The following is a 13,779-nucleotide window of genomic DNA, read 5'->3' as shown; positions in this document are numbered from 1 at the left end:
GGATTAACGCTATTTTTGTTGAATTCCGTATTAAGCTAAAGGGGAGGATAGTTGAAAAAGGGGTAGCGTCAGGAAAATGCAGATTTACAACGATAAGTAATACTGAATTTAGGAGCTGTTGACATTGCAGTTCCTTCTGAGAAGTAAGGTATCATTAGTCGAATAAGTAGTCTTATAAGCCATCTAACCTACCTACAACATTTTGGAACAATCTGATAAGAGGTTGTTCCTTTTTCCATTTATACTCTAGATTACAGATGGTCATAAAAATCTTTTATTTTTTCAAACCAGATGAAGGTTAGCTACGTCTATAATATGTGAGAGGGTGATAACTAGATGAATGGACTAAAACAACTGGCGGTGACAGATGAAAGTATGCTGGATGAGAGAGAGCAGATAATTGATCAACTAATGCATGAATATAGCGATGATATTCTGCATCTCGTATATACATATGTAAAAAATCGAGCGACAGCAGAAGATTTAACGCAGGAGATATTTTTAAAGTGTTATGAAAAGTTAAATCAGTTTAATCAGCAGTCAACAATAAAAACGTGGGTATATCGTATTGCCAGTAATCATTGTAAGGACTACTTAAGAAGCTGGCATTATCGCAAAATAACGCTTAACGATAAAATTTTGGATTATATACCTTCGAAATCAAAACAGGTTGAAGAGGAGATTATCTCGAATAGTGAAGAAAACAACTTAACAAATGCTGTCATGAATTTACCTCTAAAGTACAGAGAAGTAGTATTTCTGCATTATTATGAAGAACTGTCTTTAGCTGAAATAAGTAAGATTACGACAGTAAATATCAATACAATAAAAACAAGATTAAAGCGGGCGAAAGAATTATTAAAAGACAAGATGATCGAGGAGGTTTAGGAGATGAATGATCCATTTACTAACCTGAAGAGTTCAATGAAAAAATCAATTTTCAAGGATTTTTCTTTTTCCAATGAAAGAAAAAATGCGGTGAAAGAATCCATTCGTATGAGACAATCTCAATCACAATTTCATTCTTGGAAGATAGAAACCATCATAGCTATATTAGAATCGGTTCAGCATGAATCAAAGGATGGCTACAATATTTCTACCCAACTTTTTCGAAAAAGTGAACGTACTTTCCAAAAAAATGAAGGGCAGCTTTATACACTTCTACATCTACTAGAAAATAAAGAAATTCTTACTTCAAAATGGATAAACAAAAAGAAATATTACTCCTTAAATTCCAAAGGAAAAAAATACTTAGCTACCTATAAACAAGATAACTCAAAACAAGAGTTATCCCTTAAACACTTACTAGAGGAGGCGTCCTTATGAGTTCTCCCAAATTTGAAGAATTTTTAAGTAAAGTAATGTCCAAAGTAAAATCTAAGGAAGCACACAACAAGATAAAAAAAGAGCTTACTAATCATCTGCAAGAGTTGAGTCAATCTTATAAAAAGAGAGGATTTTCTCAAGAGGATGCAGATGAAAAGGCCATTCAAGAAATGGGAAATCCATTTACTATTGGAGAGAATTTAAATCCACTCCATAAGCCAAAAATGGATTGGCTTTTGATTGTTTTATTTGTTATTTTTGCTGGCCTTAGTTTTCTTCCATTAATTGATGGAATTCCTGATTTCTCCTTATCAAGTACCCATTTTATGTGGCGGCAGGCGATTTGGTACACACTTTCTGTTCTTGTAATCATTGGATTCCTTTTCTTTGATTACCAAAAATTAAAGAACTTTTGGATGTATTTTTATATTGGCGGCTTGCTGATTCATTTATATCTCCATTTATTTGGAATTATGGTCAACGGAGCAAAGAAGTGGGTTTCCCTCCCAGGCCTGATGGTCGATGGCACCATGTTGAGCTTGTTTTTCTTTTTTCTTGCATGGGCTGGTATTTTTAACAAGATTAATGAGTTTCAGAGTTGGAAAAAACAAGGTTTCCTTCTTGTCTTGTTTTGGACTCCCATCATGCTTTACATGATGGTGGCAGACTTTATGATGAGTATTAGTTACTTTCTGTGTACACTTGCGATGTTTGCTTTCGCTCGAATCCAAAAGAAATTAGCTGTAAATTTGTCTCTAACAAACCTATTGGCTGGTACCATTTTCATTATTATGTTCTTTATGACCTCAAAACAAGACTATTTGTTTACGAGACTATCTGCTTTTATAAACCCAACTGCCGATCCAAATGGAGCAGGATATTTGTATGTGGCAGCTAGAAATGTCCTTGCACAAGCGGGATGGTTCGGTCACGGACTTACCAACGATTTGAATTTCAAAATGTTGCCAGAAGCACATACAGATTTTTCTTTCCCCTTCCTCGTCTATTCTCTTGGTTGGGCATTCGGTATCGTTCTTTGTTTAATCCTACTGATATTTATTTCAAGGATATCGAAAAATGCGTTTAAAACAAAGGACCTGTATGGGAGATTGATCGTAATTGGTGGTGCTACATTATTTGCGGTTCCTACTGCCTGGAACATCTTGATGAGCTTTGGAGTCGTGCCGATAATGGGAGTTTCTCTGCCTTTTATTAGTTATGGAGGCAGTGCAATACTCTTTTACGCTGCTGTTTTAGGACTCATTTTAAATGTTTATAGAAGAAAAGATCTTGTAGAACCCACGATTGCAGATGAAATTAAAAGTTAAAGTCAAACATGTAAATGTTGATAAAAAGGGCGACGGCTAATTAATGGTTGTCGCCCTTCCCTTATTGATCGGGTGCTTTAGTTGAATAAAAGAATAGTTTTAAACACCCAAAAAGAAGCACTGAAAACAGAGTTGAAATTAACCCTGTTCGCAGTGCTTTTTTTAGTTAATAACTCAACGATACTTTTACTGCCTCATCCCCGAATTTCACTTCAATGAATTTATCGGTATCATTTAGCTGACCGAAGTTTACCTGCCGTACAAGTACGTTTTCCTTAATGAGCCTCTCAAACCGCTGGAGTATTCCTTGGGTGGTTTCGTTTGCCGAGAGTGCAATGTCTATATACTGTTCAACCGGCAAATCCAATTTTTTGCGGGTATCCTGGATTGCCCGGATTAAATCCCGGACCTGGCCTTCTTCCATGAGTGCGGGGGTGAGTTTTACATCCAATAAGACCTTCATCTGCTGATCGCCCGCAATCTCGAAGCCCACTGCAACGACATGGTCGATATGGACGTGCTCCTTACCCAAAGCCACCTTTTGCCCACTTACCTCAATTTGAAGCTGGCCATTTTCCAACAATACCTTCTTTTCTGTATCGGAAATGTGGTCAACATATTCTTTGACATGGTTTACAAGTTTTCCGAACGCCACACCTGCAGTTTTATAATTTAGTTTAAAAACAGTTGTTTCGTAGCGTGACAAATCTTCCGTAAAGACAATTTCTTTCACATTAAGCTCATCTTTGATGATGCCGGCATAGTCTTCCAAAACGCGTACCCCAACTTTACGCCACACAATGAGCTGTTGCAGAGGCTGCTTAACCTTCAGATTACTGGCGTTCCGGATGCTGCGGCCGAGCTCTACTATTTTCAAAACTGTTTCCATATCTTCTTCCAGCTCAGGATGGATTAGTGACGTGTTGGCCTTCGGATAGTTCTGCAGATGCACACTTCTCTGGTACAGCTTCAAATGGATATCCTCGGCAACATATGGGACAAACGGAGCAAGCAAGCGGCTGATGGTGCTGATCGATTCAAATAGTGTAGAATAGGCTGCGATTTTATCCTCGGAAAGTCCGCTGGCCCAAAATCTCGTCCGCGACCGCCGTACATACCAATTGCTTAGTTCATCGACAAATGCCGCAATATCGCGGGCAGCCTGAGTGAATTGGAATCGATTCATGTAGGCTTCAACTTCCCTGACTGTCCGATTCAACCGTGAAAGCACCCACTGGTCCAAAATAGTCCGTTTTCCTGTTTTATCTGGATCATAGGCGAAGCCATCGATTTTCGCATACATGACATAGAACTTATACGTATTATCCAGTGTATCGATCAGCTTCGATTTGGCGTCCTGGACAATCTTTTTCGAAAAACGCTTCGGATTCCACGGCGAACTGTCAACTAGGAAAGCCCAGCGCAGAGCATCCGCTCCGTACTCCTTCATAAGATCATCAGGGTCAAGCGCATTTCCTTTGCTTTTGGACATTTTCTGGCCGTGTTCATCAAGGACATGGCCGAGCGACAACACATTTTTATAAGACGCTTTTCCTGTAAAAAGAGTCGAAACCGCCAGCAGGCTATAGAAAAACCCTCGTGTCTGGTCGATTCCCTCGATAACGACATCCGCAGGGAACTGAGAATGAAATTTTTCCTTATTTTCAAACGGATAATGGTACTGGGCAAACGGCATCGAGCCGCTGTCAAACCAGACATCAATGACTTCAGGCGTTCGTGACATGACTCCGCTGCATGTAGGGCAAGTGCATTGGACATCGTCAATATACGGCTTGTGAAGCTCGATACCGTCCGGCACTTCTGTTGCCGCGAGTTTTTTGAGGTCGGCGATACTCCCAGGTGATTCCTCATGCCCGCAATTTGAACACACCCAAACATTTAGAGGCGTTCCCCAATACCGGCTCCGGCTGATGTTCCAATCAACGAGATTTTCAAGGAAGTTCCCGAACCGCCCCTCTTTAATATGATCAGGATACCAGTTCACCCCACCATTGTTGGCAAGCATTTTTTCCTTCAACGCAGACATTTTGATAAACCAGCTGTCGGTCGCATAGTAAAGCAGGGGAGAGTCGCAGCGCCAGCAGTGCGGATAGCTGTGTTCGTATTTCTCTTTATGAAAAAGCGTTCCCCGTTCAGCGAGCATTTTGATGATATCGACATCGCAATCCTTAACAAAACTTCCCGCGAGCTCCGTCACTTCAGCCGTATAGCAGCCACGCGCGTCGACGACATTCACAAACGAAAACCCATTTTGCTGAATAGTTTTATAGTCATCCTCGCCATAAGCGGGGGCAATATGGACAATCCCGGTCCCGCTGTTATCCGTCACATAATCCGCCATTACAACCTGGTGGCCTTTCTCGACAGCAGCATAATTGAAGGGTGGAATATAACCTGTTCCTTCAAATTCCCGCCCATTATGCTCACTAAGCAGTTCGCAGTCCCCGAGCACCTTTTCAGCGAGCGATTTTGCGACAACATAGACGTTATCATCCTTTTGTGCCCGGACATACGCCAATTCAGGATTCATGGCCAGCGCGACGTTTGTCGGCAGCGTCCATGGCGTGGTGGTCCAGCCAAGGAAATATTCATTTTCCTTATCAGTCCGTTTGAATTTCACGGTCGCCGATAAATCCTTCACATCCTTATAGCCCTGGGCAACCTCGTGCGAGCTTAACGATGTCTGGCAGCTTGGGCAGTAGGGCGAAACACGATGGCCCTTATATAAAAGGCCATCATTATGGACCTTGCTCAGGATGTTCCAAACACTTTCGATATACTCGTTGCTCAACGTTAAATATGGCTGGTCCATATCGACCCAATAACCCAATTCCTCCGTAAAAGAACGCCATTTCTTCTCGTAGGTGAACACGCTCTCCTTGCATTTGTTTATAAAATCCTCAACGCCATAGTTCTCGATTTCCTGCTTGCCGGATATACCGAGCTGTTTTTCAACCCCAAGCTCGACGGGAAGCCCATGCGTATCCCAGCCGGCCTTTCGTTCAACGAGAAATCCCTGCATCGTCTTGTACCGGGCAACCACGTCCTTAATTGTCCGTCCAAAGGCGTGGCCAACATGGGGAAGGCCATTGGCTGTCGGAGGTCCTTCGTAAAAAACGAACGGGGTATCGCTTTGCCTTAATTGAACCGACTCCCTGAAAGTATTCATTTCCGTCCAGTAGCTCCGAATCCGTTCCTCGCGCCGAACAACGGATTCCTGCTTTTCATTAGAGTTCATTGATATCGCTCCTTTTTTAAAAAAAGTATTCTAAAAGCACACAAAAAACCCCATCCCAAGCAAGGGACGGGGTTAACCGCGATACCACCCTAATTCTATTGATCCGATCAATAGCACTTAGCAACGTACAATCATACGCGTTCCTTGTAACGGCGGACTCCCGTCCAGGCTTACTCAATCTTTTCAGCCTGGCTTCTCAGAGAGGATTTTCACGCAACACTCGAACGCCGGCTTCCACCAAAATGCCGGCTCTCTGTGGATCAAGACGAAACGCTACTTTTTCTCATCAACGAATTTGTATGCTTTTATTGGAATTTATTGTAACAACTTGTGGTTGAACCGTCAAGGTATTAATTTTTATCGGAAACTATGGATTATATTGTATGTTAAAATTAGGCAAATGTGATTTCTAAAGGGGTATATGAATGACAATTAAATTTAACGATTTTTTAAAAGAAGAATTAACGATAAAGGATATACAAAATACTATGAAAGAAGGGGTGATAACTTCTAAGGAATTGGTGATGTACTATTTAGACCGGATAGCGAAATATGATCAGGACGGACAAAAACTAAACTCCGTCCTTGAAATAAATCCAGATGCAATTTTTATTGCCGAAGCTCTTGATCATGAAAGAAACATAAAAGGGATAAGGGGACCGTTGCACGGAATTCCTGTTGTTTTAAAAGATAATATCGAAACTTTAGATTCCATGCATACCAGTGCAGGGACGATTGCTTTGGAAAATAATCTTGCGGCCAAAGATGCATTTCTTGTTGAAAAGCTCCGTAAAGCAGGTGCGGTCATTTTAGGAAAGGCGAATATGACTGAGCTGGCAAATGCCATGTCTACTACAATGTGGGCCGGCTATAGTTCAAGAGGCGGCCAGACAGTAAATCCTTATGGTGACGCTGACCTGTTTGTGGGCGGCTCCAGTTCGGGTTCCGCTGTGGCGGTTGCTGCCAATTTCACCGTAGTGTCAGTTGGTACAGAAACAGACGCTTCCATTCTTAGCCCAGCAACACAAAACTCGGTGGTGGGAATCAAGCCAACTGTCGGATTGATTAGCCGAAGCGGCATTATCCCTTTTACCTATTCGCAGGATACGGCTGGGCCAATGGCAAGGACAGTTGCCGATGCTGCCATTCTGCTCGGTGTACTTGCCAGTGTCGATAAAAATGACCCTGCAACTTTAAAAAGCGAAGGTAGAATCGAGAAAGACTATGCAAGTTACCTTGATTCCAATGGCCTTAATGGAGCCCGAATCGGCGTCTTTAATCATGCATCCAGTGAATTTCTTGAATCGGATGAGTACGATGAAGGCCTGTTCATAGCAGCTATTCAAGTTCTGAGAGACCAAGGTGCTATTTTAGAAGAAATAGATATCCCTTCCTTCCATAGAGAGTGGGAGTGGGGAGTGAATTATTACGAACTGAAACATAGTCTGGAAAACTATCTTTCTAAACTATCGGCGAATCTGCCAGTACATTCAATCAAGGAGTTGATTCAATACAATCAGCTCAATAAAGAAACGGCCCTGAAATATGGACAGGATAAGTTGGAACAGCGAGCGGCCTTTCCAAACACATTAAGGGATCCCGAATATTTACGGGCAAAGTTGGAAGACTTGTATTTTTCCCAGGAGCAGGGCATCGACCTTGCGTTGAAAAAATACAATTTGGATGCAATTCTATTCCCTTCATATATAGGATCAACAATCAGCGCAAAAGCGGGGTATCCCTCGATTGCAGTCCCAGCAGGCTATAAGGAAAGCGGCAGACCGTTTGGAATTACATTTGCTGGCACAGCCTATAGTGAAGGCGCATTAATTACATTTGCATATGCTTTTGAACAGGCTGCCAAGCATCGGAAGCCTCCCAAATTGAATTGACGCTAGAGTGTCTTTAAATAAATTAATTTCAAAAAAAGAGATAATATGTTTCAAAAAATCTGCCATTGGGAGAGAAACCGTGTGAAAAAAAATATAGAAATAAGGCCAGCAACAGTAAAAGATGTGAGTGAGTTGTATGAACTGATGAGACAGTACATCGTTGATTTTTACGAGCAGCCTGGACCTGAAGAAAATAAATTAAAGGGCTTAATCAATCATTTACTTGAAAACCCTTCAAGCGGGCTTCAGTTTGTGGCGGAGGAAAATGGGGAGTTGATCGGATTCGCCACTTTGTATTTTACACTCAGCACCCTGAAAGTAAAAAGACAGGCAATCCTAAATGATTTATTTGTGGTTTCAAAGGCGAGAGGCAAAAAGGTCGGAGAAAAGCTTTTTCAAGCTAGCCTGGAGTACATACGGAAAAACAATTTTGCATCCATGACCTGGGAAACCTCAAAGGATAATTTGGTAGCCCAATCCCTGTATGAGAAAATGGGTGGGAAACAATCGGAGTGGTTGGTGTATGAAATTAACTAAGGTTATATAAACTTCCCCCTAAATAATTCAAGCGCGTAGATTCCTCCTCGCAGGAATATTATGGTATCACGGAGAATTAAATGAATATAAATTTATTTTTTTGGGGGAAAAGATGAAAAAGTACTGTCAATTGTTTGCTTTATTGCTCGTTTTGCCATTGTTTTTGTATGGGTGTGGGACCGAAGAAAAGAAAGTTAAAGGGAAAGCAGATGCAACTAACAATAAAATCAGCCAGGAGAGATATTTGGATCCCGTTTTTAAACCAGGTGACAGGGCAGTTTTATTGGGTGGCACTTGTTTGGTTTATGAAAAAGAGGACCTTGAAAAATACTTCGAAGCTCTAGCAAACAATGACATGACAACATTATTTGAAATGGATATGGAAGAAAATACAATTGACTGCACTGTTGGGGAGGATAGACCGCTTAAGGTGGTAGAGGTGGATGGGAAAAAAGTTAAAGTAAAAGTAAAGTTCCTTGATGAAACAAAAACAGCTTGGCTTGGAGTGACCACCAATCTTTTAACAAAAGCCTTTGACGGAAAAATTACTGCAGTTAAGGATGACCTTTTAGAAGTCGATTGTTCTAAGACTTATCAAGGAAAACCGGGTAAACCTTGTACCGCAAAAATTACAGAAAACACAACATTTACTGATGAAGTTGGCAATTACCTGGGCATTGAAGACTTTACAGAAGGGAAAAAAGTCTTGGTAGCACTTGAAAAACCAGTAGATGCGGACAATGATTTTGGAAATGGAGAAGTAGAAATTCTGAGATTGATACTCCTCGATTAATACTTAGGAACTAAAGGATGAAAAGTTGTATAAATATATATAAAGATAGAGCTGCCAACAAAGGCAGCTTTTTTGGCCTTTTTAAAAGGAATTCTGGTTGTCAGAACAGAATAAATATAAACAAAGCAATTATATGTAAATTTATTGGTTGCAAAAGGGGCATTAATCGGAAAGAATTGTTCCCTCTTTTATATTACTTTTAGGAAAGACAAAGTGGAGGAGTGGGCTTTTAACATGGCAAAACAACTAATCTACTATTTCTTTATTCTTATCTTTTTTGTCATCTATTTTAAACTATTCAGCTTCTTTTACAAACGCATTGGATTGATGTTTGATCCGTCTTATATCAACGTTTTAGTCATGCTTCAGATTTTTATCACCATCGTTATTCTTATCCCTGTTTCGGTAGCCACAACCAGAAAAGTTTTTGAAATTATTAAGAGTACTTAACGGCAAGTCCATTAAGAACGCCAAGTCGAACAGGTAAGGAAGGAACAAGTAACGGCAGACACACAAATAATGGACGAACGGACTGGGGATTTGATCAACATTAAAGGCAAAGAGGTTCTTATCGTGACTTTTCAAACAAAAGGAGAAGAGGATTTAGGACCTATTAATGTTTACTTAGATAAAAACAGCGACAAGGTATTAGGCGTGGTATGAGAAAATAATGAATGAGTCGAAAAAGATAGAAGGAGCTGAATGAATAATGGCGGGTTTTACTAGAGTTAAAGATCTCTTGGAAAATTATCAATCTTCGGTTTATGAAAAAGATGTTGAGAAATTTTTATCTGCATACGCTGCTGACATCCATATGTATGATTGCTGGGAAAGTTGGGAGAGTAAGGGTATACCCGGATTAAGGGAAATGGTGACAAGATGGTTTACTGATTTAAGTAATGAGGGTATTTTACTCAAAGTAAATTTTACCGATTTAGTAGTCGAAGAGAACTCAAATCTAGCATATATTCATTGTGCTGTTACTTTCGAGGCTCAAAACGAAGAATCTGGAGAAAAACTTCGTCAAATTACCAATCGGTTCACCTATTGTTGTAAAAAAGAAAATGATGTCTGGGCCATTACACATGAACATTCTTCATTACCAATAAACGGAGAAACCGGGGAAGGTATTTTTAACTTGAAGTAGAATAATTTTGCTTGGAAAATTCAAAATGTTGGAGGAGGGATTGGAGCGGCTTTCTCTCTTTAAAGGTGAGTGGCAATCGGATACTCCCGAATGCCACTCAATTCATTTCCTAGGCGTGGAAAGCAGCGCAAATCAACCCGAAATAAGTTGGCACTTCGTAGGATAGGAATTCGACCTTCCTTTCTTCAAATGGAATGGCCCCGGCAAGAATCAATGTTTGCCAGATACCGTCCGGCTTGGCTGCTTCGATGAAGTCTTCTTCAAATTCAGCCATTTTCTCCAGGTTATTCGATTTAATTAGTTCAACCGTTTCTCCGTCGAATAAGCGCGCGGCCGGATCGAAGCCGTACGGACCATCGGCATCATGGGCATGTGCCCAATCACAGCTAGCAATCAGCCCGACCCGTTTCCCAGATTGTCCCACGGCTTTACGGAGGGCTTTTCCAAAATCAAGGTGCTGCTCGAAGGACATCTCTCTTGAGGGCGTAATCACAACAACCGGGACATCCGGCATAAAGCGGAGCGGCACCATCGCGCCCCAGTCGAGCGATAGGCAGGAAATTGGGCCGGCCGACGTTCCATAATTAATCGTTGAAGCCGGCACGCCGTCAGCAGCCGCCTGCTCGTTGATCATTTTGGCTAGCTCCCGGTCAACCTTTTTCTCCATCGAAAAGCCGGCTTCATTTTCTTCTAAAAATCCTACCATCCTTTCCGAATCCACTATGGAAAACCGGCCGTTAATCCTCGTCCCGTGCGGCGTCAACACGATTAAACTATCCGGGCTGGCACTGCTCATCCATTCTCCAAGCTTCACCATCATTTCCCGCGTTTTGGCCATACGTTCAGGTTTTGCGCCTTGCAATTCGGGAATAATCTCTCCTCCGTGTGGAGTGATACACGCAAATACAAATGGGTTCATCGACGACAACCACCTTAATGAGTTTGTTTTAATAATTAGCTAAAAAGGGGGCGATTCCTTCTTTTTTAAAAATATGACTATTTGCTTCAATTTAACCTGGTGTTTTTTAAAAAAAGGGGTAATTTGGAAAGTGGCGAAATAGATATGTAACTGATATTGGTTACAAATTTTAATTCCTGGAGGAAACGTATGTTCATTGTAAATGTGGAAGGCGCTATTAACAAGGATGGAAAATGGCTGTTAATTAAACGTAGCGAAAAAGAGGAACATGCCGGGGGCTCACTTTCCCTTGTCGGCGGCAAAGTTGAGAAGGAAGGAGCTTCTATAAATATTTTAGAGAGAACAGTTCACAGGGAGATTGCCGAAGAAGTGGGCGTTGAAGTTGAGAATCTGCGATATGTTACGAGTACATCGTTTGTAACGGATAACGGGTTGGCTGTGGTAAATATCGTTTTCCTTTGCGACTTTAAATCTGGAGAGGCCTTTGCAAAGTGCCCCGATGAAGTAGATGAGGTTGTTTGGATGACGACACAGAAAATCCATGACCATCCCGATATCCCCATCTATTTGAGGGACTATATTAAGCTTGCTGATAAATTGGTTGGAGGGAATCCAGCTCCGGTTTTGTAAATTGTATATAGGGTGATTCAATATGGAAAAGCAACCATGGCTGCAGGGTGGCCCGTTTCTGGAAGTTAGTTTTTTAATGGAGCTAAACAAGGAAGATAAATTGGTGGTGCAAGACATAGTCAGCAAGCTGTCTGAATTAAAGATAAAGGTTGAAATTGCAGACCAAGATATTAGGGAAATAATCGATTCTTTTGTAACTGGTTACCCCTGGGATGAAAATGATCCAAATTCGGTTTATCTACACACTTTAACATTAAGAACAATCGTATATTTGCAGAGACAGCGAAAATCGTTATTGGAAATAGAAAAAATCTCTTCTAATGCCATCATGGTGAACTTTTATTTTTATGGTTGCAACAACGATTTACCAGAATGGGGACAAATTGGGATAAGGAAAGAAGAGATGCCTGATTTTACAAACTTCCTTGTTGATTTGTATTCAGCGTATGAATTTAAAGTTGGTGGAATCGCGGTGGAGGAAAATGTCATTGGTTTATTTAAATGCCATGAAGTTTATCCAAATGAATGTTACCGTTTTGAGAACCTAATTCCTGATAGCTTTTTGCTAGGGCGGACATATTTTTTAGAGTTAATATGGAATGAGAAGTATAAAAAAATAAGCTCGAAGCTCCTTCATTATAGAAGGTTGGCAAAGGACGGAATCCTAGTTAAATTAGAGAACAATTTCGAGTCGTTTTAGATACGGCAGATGGAATTCTCAAGGCAAAAAAATTGTACAGTGAGGTGTAAAAATGAAGTGGTTACCAGCTTCTATAATTGCTCTAGGGGTTTGTGTGCTTATATCAATTTGGCATTTATCCGATGCAATTACCTCTTCGTCAAGTAATTTCCCGCACCACATCAGTGTAAATCAAAATACTGATGGAAGCTTTGAATTAGTCGTTAACGGCGGCTGGCTTTATCTTTATGACAAAAGGAACGGGGAAATCTGGAAAAAGTCAGACAATGCAGAATCCAACTGGGAACTGGTTAAGCATTTTTCTCAATGAGGTATTTTTTGGTTTGAAAAGAAAACCTTGTTGAGATTAAAGTTAATATAGTCCACGGCTGCGTTACAGAGAAGAATAAAATACTAGAGTTGATGTGACATAACGGTGCTTAAGTGAGAACTAAACCAGATTTTGGCCTTTGGTTGTCAGATATCCGAGCTTATTCTGACAACCCAACCGGATTTTGACCTTTGGTTGTCACTAAAACAGGGTTTATGACGTGTACTTACCTTGTGCTCATATATTTGTCAAAACCCCTGGTGGAGTAGACTTTTATCGGGAGGAAAATATGTCTACATACTATTACTTTAAATGTGTAAAGTGTAAGCGTATTGGTGGTTTTTATTCGCGTCAGGCCGGGGGCTGGGGAAACTTCGATATTATCGATTCATTTAAGTTTTTAGCCCTGCATACCGATAAGTGCGGCCCGCAATATATCAGGGTGATATCGGAACACGATGAGGATTACGAAATGGATACGAACGCGGAAAAAATGGATTTTTACCGCAGCCAAAGCATCCACTACTTCCCTAGCTCTAATGATTGGGAGTTTATGAGGAAAAATTATCGTAAAAACTTTGTTAATACACATGACTTATGGATTAAAGAGGAAACAAAAAATCTCTTCACCAATAATGAAATCAAAATTAAAGGATATATCATTGATTATGATTTCAAAGTGACTCGGAGTGAGCAATATTTTTATAAAGCATATATCAAATCTGAGGATGGCAGGGAGTTTACCTTTACAAATATGAGCAAGGAATTGCCTGATGCTCATAAAAAGTACGTCATTCACGGTGAAGTCCTTCCGAAAAATCGACTTCGTCTCATTCGAAAACACATTGGTAAAATTAGAGGGGAGTATTTGTCTGTTTTTGATATGAAAGTAATTAGGGGTTAATGCTTTCTGAAATATAGCCAGGGGTTCATTTGCT

15 protein-coding genes and 1 other annotated feature are annotated in these 13,779 nt (G+C 40.6%); of the genes, 13 read left to right on the top strand and 2 right to left on the bottom strand.

From position 1 onward, the window contains the following. Positions 1-336: 336 nt before the first annotated feature. From AR337_RS21030 to AR337_RS21020, 3 genes are read left to right on the top strand one after another with little or no spacing between them, the layout of a single operon-like run. Complete coding sequence (locus AR337_RS21030) at positions 337-888, top strand: sigma-70 family RNA polymerase sigma factor (RefSeq protein ID WP_059174016.1); 552 nt, start codon at positions 337-339, stop codon at positions 886-888. A 3-nt stretch (positions 889-891) separates the two neighbouring features. Then, entirely contained in the window at positions 892-1,326 is a 435-nt protein-coding gene (locus AR337_RS21025; RefSeq protein ID WP_059174015.1) for a PadR family transcriptional regulator, read from the top strand. Beyond that, positions 1,323-2,654 carry an FtsW/RodA/SpoVE family cell cycle protein gene (locus tag AR337_RS21020; protein ID WP_059174014.1) on the top strand — a complete coding sequence of 444 codons (1,332 nt, stop codon included), beginning with the start codon at positions 1,323-1,325 and terminating at the stop codon, positions 2,652-2,654. Before AR337_RS21025 ends, AR337_RS21020 begins: the two co-directional genes overlap by 4 nt. Positions 2,655-2,820: 166 nt before the next feature. Here the strand turns inward: AR337_RS21020 and ileS are convergent, their stop codons facing one another. Further along, on the bottom strand, positions 2,821-5,913 hold the full coding sequence (ileS, locus tag AR337_RS21015; protein ID WP_059174013.1) for an isoleucine--tRNA ligase: 3,093 nt from the start codon (positions 5,911-5,913) through the stop codon (positions 2,821-2,823). A 59-nt stretch (positions 5,914-5,972) separates the two neighbouring features. After that, positions 5,973-6,212 (bottom strand) — a binding site (T-box leader). A gap of 126 nt (positions 6,213-6,338) precedes the next feature. On the opposite strand from ileS, the gene AR337_RS21010 reads away from it, so the two are divergent. The 6 genes from AR337_RS21010 to AR337_RS20990 all read left to right on the top strand — a co-directional run bounded on the left by AR337_RS21010 (position 6,339) and on the right by AR337_RS20990 (position 10,282). Beyond that, complete coding sequence (locus AR337_RS21010) at positions 6,339-7,805, top strand: amidase family protein (protein WP_059174012.1); 1,467 nt, start codon at positions 6,339-6,341, stop codon at positions 7,803-7,805. A gap of 81 nt (positions 7,806-7,886) precedes the next feature. Continuing rightward, positions 7,887-8,342 carry a GNAT family N-acetyltransferase gene (locus tag AR337_RS21005; RefSeq protein WP_301335737.1) on the top strand — a complete coding sequence of 152 codons (456 nt, stop codon included), beginning with the start codon at positions 7,887-7,889 and terminating at the stop codon, positions 8,340-8,342. Positions 8,343-8,454: 112 nt separating this feature from the next. Further along, a complete protein-coding gene (locus AR337_RS21000) occupies positions 8,455-9,135 on the top strand; it encodes a hypothetical protein (protein ID WP_059174010.1) in 681 nt (226 codons plus the stop codon). Positions 9,136-9,369: 234 nt separating this feature from the next. Then, the gene (locus tag AR337_RS20995) at positions 9,370-9,585 is read left to right on the top strand and encodes a hypothetical protein (protein WP_059174009.1); all 216 of its coding nucleotides are present in this window, start codon (positions 9,370-9,372) and stop codon (positions 9,583-9,585) included. A gap of 69 nt (positions 9,586-9,654) precedes the next feature. Further along, complete coding sequence (locus tag AR337_RS23390; protein WP_156424492.1) at positions 9,655-9,798, top strand: hypothetical protein; 144 nt, start codon at positions 9,655-9,657, stop codon at positions 9,796-9,798. 46 nt (positions 9,799-9,844) lie between these two features. Beyond that, positions 9,845-10,282, top strand: a complete 438-nt coding sequence (locus AR337_RS20990; protein ID WP_059174008.1) for a nuclear transport factor 2 family protein — start codon at positions 9,845-9,847, stop codon at positions 10,280-10,282. A 109-nt stretch (positions 10,283-10,391) separates the two neighbouring features. Here the strand turns inward: AR337_RS20990 and AR337_RS20985 are convergent, their stop codons facing one another. Next, the gene (locus tag AR337_RS20985) at positions 10,392-11,201 is read right to left on the bottom strand and encodes an extradiol ring-cleavage dioxygenase (RefSeq protein WP_059174007.1); all 810 of its coding nucleotides are present in this window, start codon (positions 11,199-11,201) and stop codon (positions 10,392-10,394) included. A 189-nt stretch (positions 11,202-11,390) separates the two neighbouring features. Between AR337_RS20985 and AR337_RS20980 the strand changes: the two genes are divergently transcribed. From AR337_RS20980 to AR337_RS20965, 4 genes are all read left to right on the top strand, one after another. Beyond that, positions 11,391-11,831, top strand: coding sequence for an NUDIX hydrolase (locus AR337_RS20980; protein WP_059174006.1), 441 nt, complete (start codon positions 11,391-11,393; stop codon positions 11,829-11,831). A gap of 22 nt (positions 11,832-11,853) precedes the next feature. Next, a complete protein-coding gene (locus AR337_RS20975) occupies positions 11,854-12,531 on the top strand; it encodes a hypothetical protein (protein WP_059174005.1) in 678 nt (225 codons plus the stop codon). Positions 12,532-12,583: 52 nt separating this feature from the next. After that, positions 12,584-12,841 carry a hypothetical protein gene (locus tag AR337_RS20970; protein WP_156424491.1) on the top strand — a complete coding sequence of 86 codons (258 nt, stop codon included), beginning with the start codon at positions 12,584-12,586 and terminating at the stop codon, positions 12,839-12,841. A 289-nt stretch (positions 12,842-13,130) separates the two neighbouring features. Continuing rightward, entirely contained in the window at positions 13,131-13,745 is a 615-nt protein-coding gene (locus tag AR337_RS20965) for a hypothetical protein (protein WP_059174003.1), read from the top strand. Positions 13,746-13,779 lie beyond the last annotated feature (34 nt).

The sequence above is a fragment of the Bacillus sp. FJAT-27445 genome, from assembly GCF_001510665.1.
GTDB lineage: Bacteria > Bacillota > Bacilli > Bacillales > Cytobacillaceae > Bacillus_D.
Note: the sequence above shows the minus strand (reverse complement) of the source record. Positions and strands in the feature narration are given on the sequence as shown.

Excerpts from the sequence above, each read along its gene's own strand:
- AR337_RS21030 (WP_059174016.1), top strand. The coding sequence starts at position 337 with ATGAATGGACTAAAACAACTGGCGGTGACAGATGAAAGTATGCTGGAT.
- AR337_RS21025 (WP_059174015.1), top strand. The coding sequence starts at position 892 with ATGAATGATCCATTTACTAACCTGAAGAGTTCAATGAAAAAATCAATT.
- AR337_RS21020 (WP_059174014.1), top strand. The coding sequence starts at position 1,323 with ATGAGTTCTCCCAAATTTGAAGAATTTTTAAGTAAAGTAATGTCCAAA.
- ileS (WP_059174013.1), bottom strand. The coding sequence starts at position 5,913 with ATGAACTCTAATGAAAAGCAGGAATCCGTTGTTCGGCGCGAGGAACGG.
- AR337_RS21010 (WP_059174012.1), top strand. The coding sequence starts at position 6,339 with ATGACAATTAAATTTAACGATTTTTTAAAAGAAGAATTAACGATAAAG.
- AR337_RS21000 (WP_059174010.1), top strand. The coding sequence starts at position 8,455 with ATGAAAAAGTACTGTCAATTGTTTGCTTTATTGCTCGTTTTGCCATTG.
- AR337_RS20995 (WP_059174009.1), top strand. The coding sequence starts at position 9,370 with ATGGCAAAACAACTAATCTACTATTTCTTTATTCTTATCTTTTTTGTC.
- AR337_RS23390 (WP_156424492.1), top strand. The coding sequence starts at position 9,655 with ATGGACGAACGGACTGGGGATTTGATCAACATTAAAGGCAAAGAGGTT.
- AR337_RS20990 (WP_059174008.1), top strand. The coding sequence starts at position 9,845 with ATGGCGGGTTTTACTAGAGTTAAAGATCTCTTGGAAAATTATCAATCT.
- AR337_RS20985 (WP_059174007.1), bottom strand. The coding sequence starts at position 11,201 with ATGAACCCATTTGTATTTGCGTGTATCACTCCACACGGAGGAGAGATT.
- AR337_RS20980 (WP_059174006.1), top strand. The coding sequence starts at position 11,391 with ATGTTCATTGTAAATGTGGAAGGCGCTATTAACAAGGATGGAAAATGG.
- AR337_RS20975 (WP_059174005.1), top strand. The coding sequence starts at position 11,854 with ATGGAAAAGCAACCATGGCTGCAGGGTGGCCCGTTTCTGGAAGTTAGT.
- AR337_RS20970 (WP_156424491.1), top strand. The coding sequence starts at position 12,584 with ATGAAGTGGTTACCAGCTTCTATAATTGCTCTAGGGGTTTGTGTGCTT.
- AR337_RS20965 (WP_059174003.1), top strand. The coding sequence starts at position 13,131 with ATGTCTACATACTATTACTTTAAATGTGTAAAGTGTAAGCGTATTGGT.